The organism is Sphingorhabdus sp., from assembly GCF_023910635.1.
Classification (GTDB): domain Bacteria; phylum Pseudomonadota; class Alphaproteobacteria; order Sphingomonadales; family Sphingomonadaceae; genus Sphingorhabdus_B.
The window spans coordinates 20,189-37,539 of sequence record NZ_JAAVVZ010000024.1; the positions used below are offsets into that span (position 1 = coordinate 20,189).

14 protein-coding genes and 1 tRNA gene are annotated in these 17,351 nt (G+C 54.1%); 4 read left to right on the forward strand and 11 right to left on the reverse strand.

The features are described from left to right. Nucleotides 1–2 precede the first annotated feature (2 nt). The 3 genes from HEQ34_RS11965 to HEQ34_RS11975 form a co-directional block, all read right to left on the reverse strand. A complete protein-coding gene (locus HEQ34_RS11965) occupies nucleotides 3–695 on the reverse strand; it encodes an N-acetylmuramoyl-L-alanine amidase (RefSeq protein WP_296200727.1) in 693 nt (230 codons plus the stop codon). 102 nt (nucleotides 696–797) lie between these two features. After that, nucleotides 798–1,439, reverse strand: a complete 642-nt coding sequence (locus HEQ34_RS11970; RefSeq protein WP_296200729.1) for a histidine phosphotransferase family protein — start codon at nucleotides 1,437–1,439, stop codon at nucleotides 798–800. A gap of 64 nt (nucleotides 1,440–1,503) precedes the next feature. Beyond that, nucleotides 1,504–1,911: a M67 family metallopeptidase gene (locus tag HEQ34_RS11975; protein ID WP_296200730.1), complete on the reverse strand. Its 408-nt coding sequence runs from the start codon at nucleotides 1,909–1,911 to the stop codon at nucleotides 1,504–1,506. Between the two features lie 28 nt (nucleotides 1,912–1,939). On the opposite strand from HEQ34_RS11975, the gene HEQ34_RS11980 reads away from it, so the two are divergent. The 3 genes from HEQ34_RS11980 to mtgA all read left to right on the forward strand — a co-directional run bounded on the left by HEQ34_RS11980 (nucleotide 1,940) and on the right by mtgA (nucleotide 4,601). Continuing rightward, nucleotides 1,940–2,869: an RluA family pseudouridine synthase gene (locus tag HEQ34_RS11980; protein ID WP_296200732.1), complete on the forward strand. Its 930-nt coding sequence runs from the start codon at nucleotides 1,940–1,942 to the stop codon at nucleotides 2,867–2,869. Nucleotides 2,870–2,942: 73 nt separating this feature from the next. Next, complete coding sequence (gene rpoH / locus HEQ34_RS11985) at nucleotides 2,943–3,848, forward strand: RNA polymerase sigma factor RpoH (protein WP_296200735.1); 906 nt, start codon at nucleotides 2,943–2,945, stop codon at nucleotides 3,846–3,848. A gap of 51 nt (nucleotides 3,849–3,899) precedes the next feature. Continuing rightward, entirely contained in the window at nucleotides 3,900–4,601 is a 702-nt protein-coding gene (mtgA, locus tag HEQ34_RS11990) for a monofunctional biosynthetic peptidoglycan transglycosylase (RefSeq protein WP_296200737.1), read from the forward strand. A 52-nt stretch (nucleotides 4,602–4,653) separates the two neighbouring features. On the opposite strand, the gene HEQ34_RS11995 is transcribed toward mtgA, so the two are convergent. The 3 genes from HEQ34_RS11995 to HEQ34_RS12005 all read right to left on the reverse strand — a co-directional run bounded on the left by HEQ34_RS11995 (nucleotide 4,654) and on the right by HEQ34_RS12005 (nucleotide 10,235). Continuing rightward, nucleotides 4,654–7,935 carry a TonB-dependent receptor gene (locus HEQ34_RS11995; RefSeq protein WP_296200739.1) on the reverse strand — a complete coding sequence of 1,094 codons (3,282 nt, stop codon included), beginning with the start codon at nucleotides 7,933–7,935 and terminating at the stop codon, nucleotides 4,654–4,656. A 261-nt stretch (nucleotides 7,936–8,196) separates the two neighbouring features. Further along, nucleotides 8,197–9,468, reverse strand: coding sequence for an ATP-dependent Clp protease ATP-binding subunit ClpX (gene clpX, locus HEQ34_RS12000; RefSeq protein ID WP_296200741.1), 1,272 nt, complete (start codon nucleotides 9,466–9,468; stop codon nucleotides 8,197–8,199). 134 nt (nucleotides 9,469–9,602) lie between these two features. After that, the gene (locus HEQ34_RS12005) at nucleotides 9,603–10,235 is read right to left on the reverse strand and encodes an ATP-dependent Clp protease proteolytic subunit (RefSeq protein WP_296200743.1); all 633 of its coding nucleotides are present in this window, start codon (nucleotides 10,233–10,235) and stop codon (nucleotides 9,603–9,605) included. 239 nt (nucleotides 10,236–10,474) lie between these two features. On the opposite strand from HEQ34_RS12005, the gene katG reads away from it, so the two are divergent. Beyond that, the gene (katG, locus tag HEQ34_RS12010) at nucleotides 10,475–12,661 is read left to right on the forward strand and encodes a catalase/peroxidase HPI (RefSeq protein ID WP_296200745.1); all 2,187 of its coding nucleotides are present in this window, start codon (nucleotides 10,475–10,477) and stop codon (nucleotides 12,659–12,661) included. A gap of 69 nt (nucleotides 12,662–12,730) precedes the next feature. On the opposite strand, the gene tig is transcribed toward katG, so the two are convergent. From tig to gatB, 5 genes are all read right to left on the reverse strand, one after another. Further along, entirely contained in the window at nucleotides 12,731–14,230 is a 1,500-nt protein-coding gene (gene tig / locus HEQ34_RS12015; RefSeq protein ID WP_296200748.1) for a trigger factor, read from the reverse strand. Between the two features lie 94 nt (nucleotides 14,231–14,324). Beyond that, nucleotides 14,325–14,409 (reverse strand) — tRNA-Leu (locus HEQ34_RS12020). Between the two features lie 95 nt (nucleotides 14,410–14,504). Further along, complete coding sequence (locus HEQ34_RS12025) at nucleotides 14,505–15,413, reverse strand: hypothetical protein (protein WP_296200750.1); 909 nt, start codon at nucleotides 15,411–15,413, stop codon at nucleotides 14,505–14,507. Further along, a complete protein-coding gene (locus tag HEQ34_RS12030) occupies nucleotides 15,410–16,024 on the reverse strand; it encodes a hypothetical protein (RefSeq protein WP_296200752.1) in 615 nt (204 codons plus the stop codon). Before HEQ34_RS12030 ends, HEQ34_RS12025 begins: the two co-directional genes overlap by 4 nt. 112 nt (nucleotides 16,025–16,136) lie before the next feature. After that, nucleotides 16,137–17,351 (reverse strand): Asp-tRNA(Asn)/Glu-tRNA(Gln) amidotransferase subunit GatB (gene gatB, locus HEQ34_RS12035; protein WP_296200753.1); only part of this gene is annotated, 1,215 nt, incomplete at its 5' end.

The following is a 17,351-nucleotide window of genomic DNA, read 5'->3' on the forward strand; positions in this document are numbered from 1 at the left end:
CGTCAGATAACAGAATTGCCCTCAACAGCCAAGAGCAAGCTGAACAAGATGGCGCGACATTCCCCGTCGATTACGCCGTCGATGTTTGCGGGGCGAAACCGTCGCTGAAATGCGACTGTGGCCGCTCGGCCATCGGTTATGCCATAGCCATAACGTTCTAGTGCCAAAAGAAATGCGGCGTCCGGCCAGCCGGGGTCAACCAGATTTGCGCTTGGTCGCTGTATGGCAAGCCCAAGCTTGGCAAGCCGTTCCCAATCGAACAGCTCGCCCGGATCTTCTTTGCGGGCTGGTGCCACATCGCTATGTCCCACCACATTGCGCGGTTCAATCCCATAGGTCCGGACTAATTCCGCGACCAATCGGGTCACTGTATCCATTTGCGCCTCAGGAAACGGGCGATAACCAAATTCGTGGCCCGGATTAACGATCTCAATGCCAATGCTGGCGCTGTTGCAATCGGTTACGCCGCGCCAATACGACAATCCGGCATGTTGGGCGCGTTGCTCCTCACGCACCATGTACACCAGCTGCCCATCTTCATCGACCACATAATGCGCCGAAACCTTGGACGCCGGGTTCGCCAGCCAGTCAATGGCCGCCGCGCCCGACTGCATGCCGGTATAGTGCAGGACAAGCATAGTGATGGGCAGGCTTCGCTCGCCGAAATTGGGTGATGGGTTCCAGATCATAGTCATGTCCGGACCATAGGTAAGTCGGGAGCGACGTGCAATATCAGGTCCGCACACTCCTTACGCCGCGTCCCGCATGCGCGGTCCACTCTAGGTCCTGACCCTAGCTTAAACGCGGATCAGCGCGCCAATCACCAGATGTTCGGCATCGGGCTCTGCCAATTGCAACATACCACCACCTTGAACTGCCAACATATACGCCATCCATGCCGCCGCCGTGCGCGAGTCCACCGCTGCGGGGTCAAGCTGACCGGTCAGGGCCTCTCGAATAGCCGAATCCATGACGATTTTGGGTCCACTCGCCCGAATAACAATTTCCTGCTCGCCGGAGCGCGCTTCGGCGCCCACGGACAATGTCCCGCCACGCACCAACGCGTCATTGGCCAACAGAACGAGATTCAGCAATATTTTCACTGCCCGTTTCGGCATCATCTGCGCAGGCACGGCCCACTCAAGTGCCGTGCGTCCGCTTGACGTCACCATTGGCTCAATCACCAATTTAGCCTCTTTGGGATCAACTTCAGCGCCAAACCCGCCTGCGGCACCAAAGGCCAGACGGAAAAACTTCAGCTTGTCGGCCGCCGCCTTTGCACTCTCCGCCAGCAAATCCATGCACCGTCGCCGCATTTGGGGATCATGCTCGTCCGCCAATAGCTCAAGGCCATTATTCATCGCGCCAACGGGGCTTAAAAGGTCATGGCACAGGCGCGAGCACAGCAGGCTGGCAAAATCGATTTCGGTTTCGGACATTACAAAAAGTTCCTGATGGTATCGGGCGTGATGCCGTCGCTCATGAACCGAGTTGGCGGGTGTTTCAACCCTCTACCAATAACGTAACGGGCGTAAATCCGGTCACCCGAGCGCCTGCAATCACAGGCTGCCAAGCCGTGATCGCACGATCGGCAATGATCAGCCAAATATGATGGTCGGGTGCCGCGGATGCGACGTCGGTCGGGGACGGCGCGGCCACTCCATTGGGGTGCGAATGGAAAAATCCCAACACAGGAATTCCGCCGCTTCTCACGTCCTTACCTGCTGAGATCAATGTGGCCGGGTCGATTTCGAAATGCCTTGCAGGATCGGTCGCGACATTCTGCGCCAGCTCCACTGCGGCGACCCGATCCCCCTCCCCCCGCAATATACCGCAACACTCATGGTCCCCTGCGGTTTCAGCCCAGTCCAGAAGTTGTCGCCAGTCGCTGCTTGATAAATGCAAAGCCATCGACCATGTCTATACGATGCTTGGGGAAATGACCACATTTACAGGCGTTTTGGGTGCGGGGCGGCTGGACAGTGCGCTTACCGCCGCCTTGCCGCAATTTTCACGCGCGCGCATTCAGGCTTTGATCGCGGATGCCGCGCTGCGCATCAATGGTCAGATTTTCGCCGACGCCGGCAGCAAGAAGATGTCAGGACAAAAGTTTGAACTTAACGTCCCTGCCCCGGTGCCCGACAAAGCGATGGCGCAGAACATCGCGCTCGATGTGGTTTTTGAAGATGAGCATTTGATCATCATCAATAAACCCGCCGGCCTCGTCGTGCATCCTGCGGCGGGTCATAGCGATGGAACCCTCGTCAACGCGCTATTGCACCATTGCCACGGCAAGCTGTCGGGCATAAGCGGGGTGCAGCGCCCCGGGATAGTCCATCGCATTGACAAGGACACGTCCGGGCTTTTGGTGGTCGCCAAAAGCGATACCGCGCATGAGGGCCTGGCAAAACTCTTCGCCGCGCATGACATTGAACGCAAATATATCGCGATTGTAAACGGCATTCCCGCGCCACCTGCCGGAACCGTCCGCACGCAAATTGGCCGTTCCACCACAAACCGAAAGAAAATGGCGGTGCTGCCCGAATCAAAAGGGCGCCATGCCGTCACGCATTACCGGATGGTTAAGGCCTTCGCCAAAACGGCGATGGTCGAATGCACGCTGGAAACGGGGCGCACGCATCAGGTCCGCGTGCATATGGCGCATATCGGCCATCCGCTCATTGGCGATAGCGTCTATTCTAATCGACAAAACCATTATAAAATCGGTCCAAATCAAGCCAAATTCGACCGGCAGGCATTGCATGCGGCCTCTTTGGGGTTTATTCATCCCATCACCGGCGGAACTTTACGGTTTGAATGCGGTATACCAGAAGACATGCAGCTTCTGTTAAGCCAGCTTCAGTCATAAAGGTTACGAAGGGAACGCCGTACCATCGGGTGCTTGATGAGGCCCAATGGAAGGCATAATGAAAGAGGAAAACATGTCTGTTAAAAAGAATGTTCCGGCTACGATACCTGCCCTTGGGGGGGACGCGAGCCTTAATCGCTACCTAAGCGAAATCCGGAAGTTTCCGATACTCAAGCCTGAGCAAGAATATATGCTTGCCAAGCGCCTGCAAGAACATGGCGACACCAAAGCAGCGGAACAGCTGGTTACGTCGCATCTGCGACTCGTATCGAAAATCGCCATGGGCTATCGCGGCTATGGCCTGCCGGTATCCGAGCTGATTTCCGAGGGGAATATCGGATTGATGCAGGGCGTAAAGAAATTTGACCCCGACCGCGGTTTCCGCCTCGCGACCTACGCGATGTGGTGGATCCGCGCCTCGATGCAGGAGTTCATCCTGCGTAGTTGGAGCCTCGTCAAAATCGGCACCACCGCCGCGCAGAAGAAGCTTTTCTTCAACCTGCGCCGCATGAAAAACAATCTTCAGGCTTTTGAAGACGGCGACCTGAACCAAGAAGCGTTGCGCAAAATCGCAACCGACCTCGGTGTTTCCGAAGAAGAAGTGAACAACATGAACCGTCGCATGGCGATGGGCGGCGATACGTCGCTTAACGTGCCCATGCGCGAAGATGGCGATGGCCAGTGGCAAGACTGGTTGGTCGATGACACGCCGTTGCAGGATGAACGCGTGGCCGACGCACAAGAGGGCGACATGCGCCATGCCTTATTGTCCGAAGCAATGGGCAGCCTGAATGACCGCGAGAAGCACATATTGACACAGCGCCGCTTGATCGAAGAGCCGCAGACTCTGGAAGAGCTAAGCCAGACCTATAGCGTCAGCCGAGAGCGTGTGCGCCAGATCGAAGTGCGCGCCTTTGAAAAACTGCAAAAGGCGATGCTGCGTATCGCGACTGAAAAACGGTTACTGCTCGCGTTTTAACTATCTGTAAAAACAGGTGACGGGCGCAAAGCACTGCGCTAGTTTTTGCAAATGACAAAAACCAAGCCTTCGCTTTCCGCCCGTTTTCTGCGCTCCAGCTTTAAGGGCGCGCTCTACTTCATCGGGGGCAGCATCGCGCTTACCGCCGTCTATGCCGTCGTGCCTATCCCGACGACATTGACGATGTTATTCGACAGCAACGGCGCCAAACGCGACTGGACCCCCCTTTCCAACATTTCGCCGAACCTTGTGCGCGCAGTCATCGCCGCAGAGGACGGTAAATATTGCAGCCATGACGGTTTTGACCGCGATGCTATCGAAAAGGCGTTGGCGCGTAACCAGCAAGGCGGCCGCATGCGTGGTGGTTCAACCATCAGCCAGCAAACCGCGAAAAATGTGTTCCTGTGGCAAGGATCGGGCTGGACCCGCTATTTACGCAAAGTGCCTGAGGTGTATTTCACGTTCCTGATCGAAAAAATCTGGGGCAAACGCCGGATCATGGAAGTATATCTGAACGTCGCGGAGACCGGGATAGGCACCTATGGCGCAGAGGCCGGCGCACAGCGTTACTACAAGAAATCCGCCAAAAACCTGACCCGCATAGAGGCCGCGCGCTTGGCCGCAATCCTGCCCTTGCCCAAAAAACGAGCGGTCGATGGCGTGGGCGGCTTTACCCGCCGCTATGGCAACAGCATCTCCGCCCGCATCCGCGTCGTCAAACGCGACGGCCTTGACGCTTGCATCTACACATAAAAAAGGGCGGAGCCGAAGCCCCGCCCTGTTTGTCGGTTCGGTTTGAGGTAGCTTAGAAGCTTACCTTCACGCCAACGCGGATGCCATATAGCGACTGGCGTGTCACCAACGCTTCGTTTGGCGCGTTCACATTAGAATAACGGAACTGTGCACAATTCTGTGTTGAAGCCGTGTTGGCAACGCCAGTCCCCGGCGCTGTCCCCGTTGCAACAGGCGCGCTTAGGCACTGAACAGAGACCAAGGCCGCTGTTTGTGGGAACGATACCTGACGCAACGCACCCCAGTCACTATCAACCAAGTTCAGCACGTTTTCGATATCCGCAAACAACCGCAGCTTCGAATTCCCAACGAAAAGTGGAAGCTCTTGGCTCATTGAAAGGTCGATCTTGAAGAAATCGGGTGCCATTTGCGTATTCTTACCAATGATTTTTCCGCGATACTTACCAATTCCCAACTGACCGACGAGGTCGTTGAATTTCGTTTCATTAGCTGCGGTATCAAACGAAACGCGGGTATCACCAACGGTTGGAACATAAAGCAAGTGACGCGCACCATTGCCGACAGTACCGAAGACGGCGGAACGGTTTGTTTGGTCGTTCATTGTCAGGCTGTACGGACGGCCCGAACGATATTCACCAAACAAGGACAAGCGCGTCTTGTTTTCACCAAAGAACGCCTTGTTGAAATCAACTCCAAACTTCCATTGGTCTTTGATCTGATAGATCGAAGTGCCGTAGGCAGCAAAATTTGGATTTGCAAAAGCGTTGTTGGAATAAAGCGACCCTGCCGTTGCAGACGTGATTGCATTGGTGTCCTTGACGTCTGAGCGTGTGTAGCTCGCGTCAATCGAAAGTCCCCAATCCCAAGATTTTGAAACTCGCGCTACGCCAACATAGGAACGTCCACGTTGATCATTAGTCATCAACAAATCTTGGTTGGTTGTCGTTGTACCACCCAATGGAGCGTAACGTGGACGGCCATCAGGAAGCGTGCCGATGCGCACTGAACGCGCGTCGGTCCACTGATATGCTTCAATGACATTGCCGTACAAAGCATCCACACCGAACAACCAGCCATCGCCGAGCGGACCTAAGTCAGCATCGTAATTGAGCGAAAGTGTAGCACGTGCCTGACGGGCCGTTGCAATGTCCTGCGCAATTGCGTTGACGGGTGCAGCGGCCAATGATGCCGTGTTGGTAGCAACGAACGATTCAACGGCTCCAGGAATAGTCCCGTTTACGCCAGTCAAAGCTGCCGCGCACAATGTTGGGTTAGCTGGCGACACGTTACAAGTCGCCGGAGTCGTGTTCCGCTGAATATCGATAGCATTGGTCAACTGACCAGTGTTCGAATAGCTGTTCGACAAGAAGACGTCGGGCGTACCGCCCGCAAAAATACCTATCCCACCGCGAACAACCAAGCGGTCTGTTGCTTGCCAGTTAAACCCAAAGCGCGGTTGGAACACACCTTCACCATTGAACGTGTTCGTGTTGGCAAAACCTTGGCGAGCAAGAAAGTTTGCATTCAATGGAACATCTGTGGGATTTTCGTACAAATCGTAACGGAACCCGAAGTTCATTTCGAGGCCAGGCACTACCTCCCAATCATCCTGAATGCCAAATGTGTAGGCGCGGCTCTTAAAGCTCGCGGCTGCATCATTGGCGTCCAAGCTCGGGACGGCGGCACCGAAGCGCAAGCGGCTTGCGGTGCGGCTCTGGAAATCAGCAAGGGAGTCAAAATAATAATCGCCCAACGACCGTTGCAGGAACAGATTGAAGGTATTTATCTCCGAGTAGCCGAAAGTTGCCTTAATGCGGTGGCTGCCCGCATCCTTACGAGCGGTAAAATCGATCGAGAGGTTGTCGGTGTTCAAATCGTTCGACTGACGGCTTACGTCTGGGCCAAAGAAAACGCGCGATCCGCCACAAGTAATGAAGGTGCTTGCACCGCTAGTCACCGACGTCGGATCAAGACAAACTTCAAATTGCGGAAATTCCCGACCGCCGAATGGGGTCTGGTCACGATTATAGTCGCGATAAGATGCACGAACTTCAGTGGAGAATGTGTCGGTCCATTGCGAGTTCAGCTGGAACACGCCAGAATTCACTTCTTCTGCCAATTCATAGCCATTCGAGAACAATCCCAGCGCGAAAGGCGGGGTCGTGAAAGTGTTCTGCTGGAATTGCTGCGTACCAACGTTGCGGATATATGTTAGCGACGCGCGATGGTCGTCGTTTATGTTCCAATCCAACTTGGCGACGTATTTTTCGTCTTCTTCGACGGCGTTTTGGATCTGCCCAAGCGTGTCATAGCTGTAAACGGACTTCGCGATTGAGCTTACTTGATCGATTTGGGCTTGCGTCATGCCAGGAACTTGGTTGGCAAATCCGGAACCTACACCATCATCAAACGGATCAGACTCTTTGGTCTTTTCGTAACCGAACATGAAGAACAACTTGTCCTTTACGATTGGGCCCGAAATGATACCACCATATTGCTTTGAGTCAAAGTCCAAGGCAACATTGCGGCCACGCGTACGGTCACCCGTCAGCTTTTCATCAGTATATGTATAGAATGCCGAACCGGAAAAATCGTTTCCGCCCGAACGCAGTACAACGTTAATTGCGCCGCCTTGGAAGTCACCTTCAGAAATATCATAAGGCGCAACCTTTACAGAAAGCTGCTCTATTGCATCAAAAGGAACAGGACCGCGCGAAGTAGGCAGACCGCCATTGTTCAAACCGAAGTCATCGGAGAATTGGACGCCGTCGACCGAAAACCGATTCAGACGACCATTCTGGCCTGCTACTTCGATTGTACGGCTGTTTGCAAGATCGATGGTGACGAACGGGTCACGGCGCGCAAGGTCGCGAATATCGCGGTTAATCGAAGCAACTCCTTCAATATCTTCACGGTTGAGTGCCGTTATTGGTCCGTTGCTCGTTTCAGTGGCGCCACGCAATGCAGACGCAGTCACAACAATTTCCTGTTGTGTTTGCAGAACAACGGGAAGACGGAAGCTTTGACCTGCACTCAGCGTCAGATCAGTAACTTGCGCACCTTCATAACCAGCAGCGTCAACGTTGACGGTGAAAGGTCCGCCAATACGCAATCCGCTTGCACTAAAATTGCCAGAACCATCTGTGGTGCTGGTCGACGTCGTGCCCGACGGCTCATGGACAATCGTTACCGTCGCGCCAGCAACTGGGCCGGTATCGCTTTCAACGGTTCCACGAACAGATGAAGTGGTCTCTTGCGCGAACGCAGGTGTTGCAAAAACTGAAGCCACCGACAATGCGGCGGCGCTAGCGGCTAGATAAAAACGAACTTGCATGGATAAACCCCTTCAAATATTCTGATCTGACATTTCGACACCCCCGCACAAAAAGTGCGAATCACGCGAACGAAATGGACCTTGCGCTCCCCATGGGACCTGTAAATGTCAGTAAAATGACAGTTAGCCCCAGAGACGAGACGCCACTAGCCGAGAGCGAGGAACAAGCATAGTTTCACGTTGCAACAAATTGTGCAAAGCAACATTCTTTGTTATTTTGTCGGCAAATGTGGCAGCTTTGCCACAGTGTCCCCGTCCAAGTTAGGCGGCGTCTTCTTTGCTGGCCTTGGCAGATTTGGCATATACCAAAACGGGCGTTTTGCGCCCTTCGACAACGTCCTTGTCCACCACAACCTCGTCCACGCCGTCATAGGTCGGCAGGTCGAACATCGTATCGAGCAAAATCGCCTCAAGGATAGAGCGCAACCCACGCGCACCGGTTTTGCGTTCAATCGCCTTCTTGGCGATGGCTTCCAACGCGTCATCGGTGAAGCTTAGGCCGACATCTTCCATTTCAAACAGCTTGCGATATTGCTTCACCAGCGCGTTCTTTGGCTCCGACAGGATTTTCACCAAAGCAGCGATGTCGAGGTCTTCAAGCGTGGCGGTTACCGGCAAGCGTCCGACGAATTCCGGGATGAGACCAAATTTCAACAAGTCTTCAGGCTCTACCTGCTTGAGGATTTCGCCAGTACGACGCTCGTCCGGGTCGGCAACATGCGCGCCAAAACCAATCGACTTGCCCTCAAGACGGTTTGAAATAATCTTTTCAAGTCCGGCAAATGCACCGCCGCAGATGAACAAGATGTTCGTCGTATCAACCTGCAGAAACTCTTGCTGTGGATGCTTGCGGCCGCCCTGTGGTGGAACGCTGGCCGTCGTGCCTTCCATGAGCTTGAGCAACGCCTGCTGAACGCCCTCCCCGCTCACATCGCGGGTGATGGAGGGATTTTCGGCCTTGCGGCTGATTTTGTCGATTTCGTCGATATAAACGATCCCGCGCTGCGCCTTCTCGACATTATAATCGGATGCTTGAAGCAGCTTGAGAATGATATTCTCGACGTCTTCACCGACATAGCCAGCCTCCGTCAACGTTGTGGCGTCTGCCATCGTAAACGGCACGTCAAACGTCTTGGCCAGCGTTTGCGCCAGCAATGTCTTACCGCAACCGGTGGGGCCGACGAGCAGGATGTTGGACTTCGCAAGCTCAACATCCGCGCCCTTTGCGCCATGGTTGAGGCGTTTATAATGGTTATGCACTGCAACCGACAATACGCGCTTTGCCTGCGGCTGACCAATGACATAATCGTCCAACACTTCGCAGATTTCCTGCGGCGTTGGCACTTCGCCCTCCTTACGGCCGTTCAAGGCGCCCTTTGTTTCTTCGCGAATGATATCATTGCAAAGTTCCACACATTCATCACAGATGAACACAGTGGGGCCGGCGATCAGCTTACGAACTTCGTGCTGCGATTTTCCGCAGAAGGAGCAATAAAGAGTGCTTTTAGTATCTGAACCGCTCAACTTCGTCATAATATGTCCTGCTTACACGCCAATTTTAAACGCACATTATTGAACCAACATCCTAAAGATGCGTTCCGATTTAGCAATAGCCCAATACGGACTGTGCCATGAAGGCAAATCTGCGAAATTTATCCACGATAGTGTCAGCTTGCGCCGGATTCGGCATTTGCCGGACGCTTGTCAAATACCTCGTCTACAAGGCCGAAGGCTTTTGCTTCGTCCGCTTCAAGGAAGGTGTCGCGGTCCATCGCTTTTTCGATATCCTTCAATGGTTTACCGGTATATTTTGCATATAGGTCATTCATACGCTTGCGAATACGTAAGATTTCGTTTGCCTGAATCTGGATATCTGACGCCATGCCGCGTGCGCCGCCGGACGGTTGATGCACCATGATACGGGAATTGGTCAAAGCGACGCGCATGCCCGGTTCGCCCGCCGCAAGCAGGAAACTGCCCATGGACGCCGCCTGCCCGATGCATACGGTACCGACTTTCGGACGAATATATTGCATCGTGTCGTGTATCGCCATGCCCGCAGTGACCACACCGCCCGGCGAGTTGATATACATCCAGATGTCCTTCTTCGGATTGTCCGATTCGAGAAACAATAGCTGCGCGGTAATGACGGAGGCCATATTGTCCTCCACTTCGCCCGTCACGAAAATGATCCGTTCGCGCAAAAGCCGCGAAAAAATGTCCCAGCTACGCTCCCCACGGTTCGATTGCTCGATAACAACGGGGACCAATGCTTGAACGGGATCAAAAGGAACGTGCATGAAATACCTCTAATATGTTATGATTATGCGTTACCGCCTACATCGGCTTGGGCAAGCAAAGTTTCAAGCACGAAAACGGTTTAGTTTGTGCACTTAATAATGCGTCGTCCGAAGTCGCTTGCTTTGAAAAAGCATAAAATCGATTAGTCTAGCTATATACATTGGTTTGACCGATTATGTGGGAATGTTAATAAAAGTGTCGTGGGGTATTCCCCCCACCGAACTCAGAGGAATTAAGAATGGCAGATGCAGATCCCCGCGATGCTTGCCCAATGCGCTCGGGCGGCGAAATCAAAATGCGTTCGTTACTCGGACGACAGAATAAGGATTGGTGGCCGGATGCGTTGCCGGTCGACATGCTTCATCAACATGGCATCTCTCCGGACCCGATGGGTGAAGATTTTGATTATACCGAAGCCTTCAAAAAGCTCGACTATCGAGCCCTGAAAAACGACCTCACCGCGTTAATGACCGATAGCAAGCCTTGGTGGCCAGCGGATTACGGTCATTATGGCCCGTTCATGATTCGCATGGCATGGCATGCCGCTGGCACGTACCGCGTGACCGATGGCCGTGGCGGTGCGGGAAGCGGGCAGCAACGGTTTGAACCGCTGAATAGCTGGCCCGACAATGGCAACCTCGACAAGGCGCGCCGACTATTATGGCCGATCAAGCAGAAATATGGTTCGTCAATTAGCTGGGCCGACCTGTTCATTCTCGCTGGCAATGTCGCCATTGAAAGCATGGGTGGCCCCGTATTCGGATTCGGCGGCGGGCGTAAAGACGTCTACCAATCAGAAGGTGATACATTCTGGGGCGCTGAGGAAATCTGGGTCGACCAAGGTGCCAAGACGCGTCTTGATGAAGAGAATGTTGAGCTGGAAGGACCACTTGCCGCTATCCAGATGGGCCTAATCTACGTCAACCCAGAAGGCCCCGGCGGCAATCCTGACCCATTGCAATCAGCCCGCGATATGAAGGCAACCTTTGCCCGAATGGCGATGAATTCAGAAGAAACTGTGGCGTTGACCGCTGGCGGTCACGCCTTTGGTAAGGCACATGGTGCAAAGCCCGGTGCAACCTTTGGTCATGCCCCTGCAGGCGAAGCCATTCACCAGCAGGGCTTTGGCTGGCTGACGGACGTTGATGAAATTGGAAAAGGCCACATCACGACCTCTGGCATCGAGGGCGCATGGTCGAACAACCCCACCCAATGGGGCGGCGATTATTTCCGTATTCTGTTCAAATATGATTTTGAACTCGTTCAGAGCCCCGCCGGTGCAAAGCAATGGCAGCCGATCAACCCAGATCCTGCGGATATGGCACCGGACGCGCGCGATCCGTCAAAGCGTGTACCAACGATGATGACCACCGCGGATATGGCGTTGAAGATGGACCCCGAGTTCCGAGCGATTTCGGAGAAATTCCGGGACGATCAGGCCGCATTGGACGATGCCTTTGCACGTGCATGGTTTAAGCTTTGCCATCGCGATATGGGACCAAAGAGCCTATATCTCGGGCCCGAAGTTCCCGAAGAGACGCTGATTTGGCAAGATCCAATTCCGGCTGGCACCGCGCCTTCGGATGCGGACGTTGCTGCGTTCAAATCGGCGGTGCTCTCAAGCGGGCTGACAGTATCGCAACTGGTCAAGACAGCTTGGGCCTCGGCCTCGACCTATCGCAAGTCTGACAAACGCGGCGGTGCCAACGGTGCCCGCATCGCGCTTGCACCGCAGAAAGACTGGGACGTCAACGAACCCGCTGAACTTGCCAAGGTTTTGGCAAAGCTCAACGCGCTTCGCGGCTCCATGAGCCTTGCCGACGCAATCGTGCTGGCAGGGTCAGCAGCGGTCGAAAAGGCGGCGAAGGCGGGTGGAGTCGATGTGACGGTCCCCTTCACTGGCGGTCGTGGCGATGCGACGCAGGAATGGACCGATATCGAAAGCTTTCACTGGATGGAGCCGCAGGCCGATGGCTTCCGCAACTATCTCAAGACACGCCAACCGGTGAAGACTGAGGAGTTACTGCTCGATCGGGCGTCTCTGCTTGGTCTGTCAGGCCCGGAGATGACAGTGCTCGTTGGCGGCTTGCGTGTTCTTGGTGCGAACCACGGCGATATCGCAGAAGGCGTGTTCACCACCCGCAAGGGCGAACTGACCAACGACTTCTTCGTAAACCTGTTCGATAACGAAACCTTCTGGGATTTGGCCGATACAGCGAGCGACGAAGCATTTATCGGCTACACAAGAGGCGGCCGGACCGAAAAGTGGCGTGCAACGCGCACTGATCTCATCTTCGGTTCAAACAGTCAGCTTCGCGCCACGGCTGAGGTCTATGCCGAGCGCGGTCACGAAGAAAAGTTCGTTCGCGACTTTGTAAAGGCTTGGGTCAAGGTCATGAACGCTGACCGCTTTGACCTGATGTAAATCAGACCCGCTAAAACAAGAAAGGCCCCGGAATCTCCGGGGCCTTTTTCTTTGTCCAAAGCTGGACAATTATTTCTTAGGCGCAGCCTTTTTGGCAGGTGCCTTTTTGGCTGGCGCGGCTTCGGCATCCTTTTTAGGGGCGGCCTTCTTCGCAGCAGGCTTGGCTTCCTTGGCAGGCGCTTCGTCTGTTGCGGCTGCCTTTTTGGCAGGTGCCTTCTTCTTGGCCGCAGGCTTTGCATCTGGTTCAGCTTCAATCGCTGCTTCAAGCACGTCCTTGGTCACGGTCTTGTCCGTCACGGTCGCCTTGTCGAACAGGAAATCGACTACCTTGTCTTCAAACATCGGCGCACGCAATTGTGCCGCTGCCATTGGGTTTTCCTGCAGATATTGCACGAAACGCTGACGGTCTTCAGGGCGATATTGCTGCGCAGCTTGCTGCACGAGCATGTTCATTTCCTGCGAACTGACTTCAACACCATTGGCTTGGCCAATTTCCGAGAGGAGCAAGCCCAAACGAACGCGGCGGACGGCGATATCGCGATACTCTTGGCGCTCGGCTTCCATTTCCTTTTTCGCAGCTTCGGCATCTTCTTCGCGCGCCGCTTCCTGCTCCAATTGTGCCCAAATCTGTTCGAATTCCGCCTCAACCATCGAAGGTGGCACGTCGAAGTCATGACCGGCTGCAAGCTGATCCAGCAACTGGCGCTTCATGTACGTCCGGGTCAGGCCGTTATGCTCTTGCTCAACCTGAACCTTCATCAGTTCGCGCAATTTGTCGATACCGTCCAGGCCGAACATCTTGGCAAGATTGTCATCCGCCTTAGCTTCAACGGGCTTGCGCACTTCGTTGACGACGATGTCAAAAGTTGCCGCCTTACCCTTCAGGTTTTCGGCATTGTAATCTTCGGGGAAGGTTACGTTCAGAACCTTTTCGTCATTGGCTTTCACGCCAACCAACTGGTCTTCGAAACCGGGGATCAACTGACCAGAACCAAGCTCAACCGCCATGCCTTCGCCCTTACCGCCTTCGAACGGCACGCCGTCGACCTTGCCTTCAAAATCGATGACGACGCTGTCGCCCATTTTGGCAGCATATTTCTTGTCGGCCGCTTCAAAGCTCTTTTGGCCTTCGGCAAGCTTCAAGATCGATTCATCGACTTGCGCGTCGCTCACTTCTACAGTCAGGCGGTCAAGCGTGATGCCGTCAATAGAAGGCGCGGCAATCGCAGGCAAGATTTCGAGATGGAAATCGACAACCGCGTCTTTGCCGGGAGCATAATCTTCACCGAGATGCACATGCGGCTGAGTCGCTGGACGCAATTTGTTATCCGAAATCGCCTTTTGCACGCCTTCTTGAATCGAACTGTTCAGCGCGTCCTGAAGGAGCGAATCCTTATGCATCTTCTTGACCAGATTGGCGGGAACCTTGCCGGGGCGGAAGCCGGGCATACGCACTTGAGGCGCAATTTTCTTCACCTCGGCATCGATGCGGGATTCAACATCCTTTGCGGAAATCGTCATGCGATAAGCGCGCTTCAGGCCTTCATTCTGTGTTTCGACGGTCTGCATGTTTTCTTCTCTATCTACGACAGGCCCGCTGGCCTGCCAAAAACTGTTAAATGGCTTTCGGGTTCAACGACAGCCGGGAACGTCCCCTTTTTCGTGGTGCGGGCGAAGGGACTCGAACCCCCACACCTTGCGATGCCAGAACCTAAATCTGGTGCGTCTACCAATTCCGCCACGCCCGCTTACGAAAAGCTGCCGTTTAACAAACGACGGGAGCCTCTAACGGGAAAGCCGCTGCGGGGCAAGGGGAGAAGCGGCGGCCTCAACCACCTAAACGTTATTGCATGGCGCTAGATTTTTCGGCATGCGCTATATCTGGTGCGGGTGCGACGTCGGCAGGGACCGCCTTTTCGTCAATTATCCGATCGCGTTGATAGGACAATACGCCCTTGATGGCAGGCAGCCGTGAGATCGCAATCCCCATATAGTTCGCCATTTTGCCTGCTGCGCGCAGATCGGCTGCAATGCGTGGCAAAGATTGCAGACGCGGATCCACGGGTGTCAGATCATTTACAGGCTCTAACGCAAGTGCAGATGCAGCAACCCGCGGCGAGCTGCTATCGCCCTTTTCCGCCGGACCGGAATTCGCAGGATCGACACCCATCGTTCCGAGGTCGGTGATTTTTCCTGCCTCCGCCTGAAACGTCACACTACCCATGCAATAGCAAAGACCGCCGCTGACAAGTGGGTCCACCTGACCAAAAATGCGGTATTTACCTGGAGTTACCTCATGTAGATATGTGGTGCCTCCTTTGCTGAAAAAGCGGTTTAACGGCCCCATTGTGAAATTTGCCATTTGCGCAAATTGGGTAAACTGAAAACTTGTCTCGATAGGTTCGCTCGGTTTTCTGGGCGTTTTCATCCCTGATGCCTTTTTCGACAGCGCCATATCCCTTTCATATCTGACGAGGTCTTTGGCATAGTCCTCCTTAGCCCTCACAAAGGCCTCATTACGGAGCCTATCGTAAGCGATCTGGTCTTCGGCACTCGCAATTTTGACGAAGTGTATCGGCATCGCCTTGGGCGTGCGCAACAAAATATAAGCCTTTGCAGAATCGAGCGTGACCGTCGGCGAATCCTTAACGCGTTTCGCTTCAACAAAAACTGGCACTTTCGATTTGCCGATGGCGATTTGCGGGAGCAACGTCGCGGTTAACGCCAAAAAGGCAAAAACGGTCTTTCTCATCGTGGCAACACCTTCTCCGAAGCAGCGGCCGTTGATGCAACAAGAGCCTGCAGCTTAAGCGCCTTCAAGCGCGATTCCTCCTCTTCAGCGCCAGTGCCTTCTTCAAAGTTGAAGGGTTCCCAAAGGGCTTTGCTCAACCCGATCCGATCATAGCCCTTGAAACCCATACACTGCCGCATGTTGACGCGGCGCATCCAGCGTTTCTCACTCGGCACAAAAATTGCCGCGATCATAACATTGGCAATCGCGCTCCCGGCGGCACCAGCAACGGTATAAGAATAGTCATAGGGATAGGTATAAGGATAGGCATCAAACCCATCTTCATAACTGTACCTGGACACCAACCCGCGCGCATAGCCGTCACATTCGGTTATGTCTGCATAGGCGACCGGAAAGCTGGTTTCGTCACGGCGGAAGTAATAATATTTGTCGAAATTCCGCTCATCTTCCAGAGTTACGACAAATTCAAGTTTCGGCATTTCAAGCTCAGTTGCCTCGGCAGCAGCAATGTCCACAATTCCAAACGGCGAAGTGCTCAAATTAACTTCTGCCGAAGCGGCACAAGAAATAAATGCCGCGCCAACGATGAACGTGTTGGAAAAATACTTCACGTTTAGACCCCCTGTTTTGACCGATCTTAAAATCGCTCCACTTTCGAGAGAGTAGGTGATTAATTTGCCGACGGAAAAAAATAAAGTAAATTTTTCCTGTCGTAACGCAGTATCAATCGAGCGCCTTTTTCAGCAAATCATTGATGATTTGCGGATTGGCCTTGCCCTGCATGGCCTTCATGGTTTGGCCTACGAAGAAGCCGAACAATTTGTCCTTGCCGGAACGATATTCCGCAACCTTATCCTCGTTCGCGGCCATGATCTTGGCGATTTCCGCCTCAATCGCGCCTGTGTCGTTGGTTTGCTTCAGGCCCTTTTCCGCGACGATGGCCGATGCGCCCATCATGTTTCCTTGGGCCGCGGTTTCGAGCATGATTTCGAAGACTTGTTTGGCGATGCTGCCGCTGATCGTGCCATCGGCGACAAGGCCAAGCAATTCGGCGGCTTGCTGTGGATTGACGGGGCTTTCGTCGAGTGTTTTGCCAAGCTTGTTGAGCGCGCCGAACAATTCGGACATCAGCCAGTTTGAGCCTTGCTTGGCATCGACGCCTTCGGCCAGCAAATCTTCGAACCAGAACGCCGTTTCGGCCTCAGCGGTTAGAACAGCGGCGTTGTAGGCCGTCAGGCCCATCGCCTCATAGCGCGCGCGCTTCGCATCGGGAAGCTCGGGCAAGGACGCACGGCATTCCTCCAAAAACGCGTCATCCAGTTCCACCGGCAACAAATCGGGGTCGGGGAAATAGCGATAATCATGCGCGTCCTCTTTTGAGCGCATTGAACGTGTTTCTTGTCTGTCCGAGTCGAACAGGCGCGTTTCCTGCACCACCGCGCCGCCGCTTTCGATCAGGTCGACCTGACGCTGCGCCTCATATTCAATCGCCTGCATCATGAAGCGGATCGAGTTGACGTTCTTGGTCTCGGTACGCGTGCCAAGCTCTCCGCCCGGTTTGCGCACCGACACGTTGACGTCGGCGCGCATTGAGCCTTGCTCCATATTGCCATCGCAAGAGCCGACATAGCGCAGGATCGAGCGCAGTTTCTTGACATAGGCGCCAGCCTCTTGCGGGCTGCGCATATCGGGGCGCGAGACGATTTCCATCAACGCGACGCCCGAACGGTTAAGATCAACAAAAGACATCGTCGGATGCTGATCATGCATCAACTTGCCCGCGTCCTGTTCGACATGGATGCGTTCAATGCCGATTTTCTTGACCGCGCTATCAGGGTCTTTTTCGTTTAGCGTAACCTCAATTTCGCCCTCACCCACGATCGGGTGATAGAGCTGCGAAATTTGGTAGCCCTGCGGCAAATCGGCGTAGAAATAATT

What these genes read in the sequence shown, in the direction of transcription:
- HEQ34_RS11965 (WP_296200727.1), bottom strand. Translation starts at nt 695, where the DNA reads ATGACTATGATCTGGAACCCATCACCCAATTTCGGCGAGCGAAGCCTG.
- HEQ34_RS11970 (WP_296200729.1), bottom strand. Translation starts at nt 1,439, where the DNA reads ATGTCCGAAACCGAAATCGATTTTGCCAGCCTGCTGTGCTCGCGCCTG.
- HEQ34_RS11975 (WP_296200730.1), bottom strand. Translation starts at nt 1,911, where the DNA reads ATGGCTTTGCATTTATCAAGCAGCGACTGGCGACAACTTCTGGACTGG.
- HEQ34_RS11980 (WP_296200732.1), top strand. Translation starts at nt 1,940, where the DNA reads ATGACCACATTTACAGGCGTTTTGGGTGCGGGGCGGCTGGACAGTGCG.
- rpoH (WP_296200735.1), top strand. Translation starts at nt 2,943, where the DNA reads ATGTCTGTTAAAAAGAATGTTCCGGCTACGATACCTGCCCTTGGGGGG.
- mtgA (WP_296200737.1), top strand. Translation starts at nt 3,900, where the DNA reads ATGACAAAAACCAAGCCTTCGCTTTCCGCCCGTTTTCTGCGCTCCAGC.
- HEQ34_RS11995 (WP_296200739.1), bottom strand. Translation starts at nt 7,935, where the DNA reads ATGCAAGTTCGTTTTTATCTAGCCGCTAGCGCCGCCGCATTGTCGGTG.
- clpX (WP_296200741.1), bottom strand. Translation starts at nt 9,468, where the DNA reads ATGACGAAGTTGAGCGGTTCAGATACTAAAAGCACTCTTTATTGCTCC.
- HEQ34_RS12005 (WP_296200743.1), bottom strand. Translation starts at nt 10,235, where the DNA reads ATGCACGTTCCTTTTGATCCCGTTCAAGCATTGGTCCCCGTTGTTATC.
- katG (WP_296200745.1), top strand. Translation starts at nt 10,475, where the DNA reads ATGGCAGATGCAGATCCCCGCGATGCTTGCCCAATGCGCTCGGGCGGC.
- tig (WP_296200748.1), bottom strand. Translation starts at nt 14,230, where the DNA reads ATGCAGACCGTCGAAACACAGAATGAAGGCCTGAAGCGCGCTTATCGC.
- HEQ34_RS12025 (WP_296200750.1), bottom strand. Translation starts at nt 15,413, where the DNA reads ATGAGAAAGACCGTTTTTGCCTTTTTGGCGTTAACCGCGACGTTGCTC.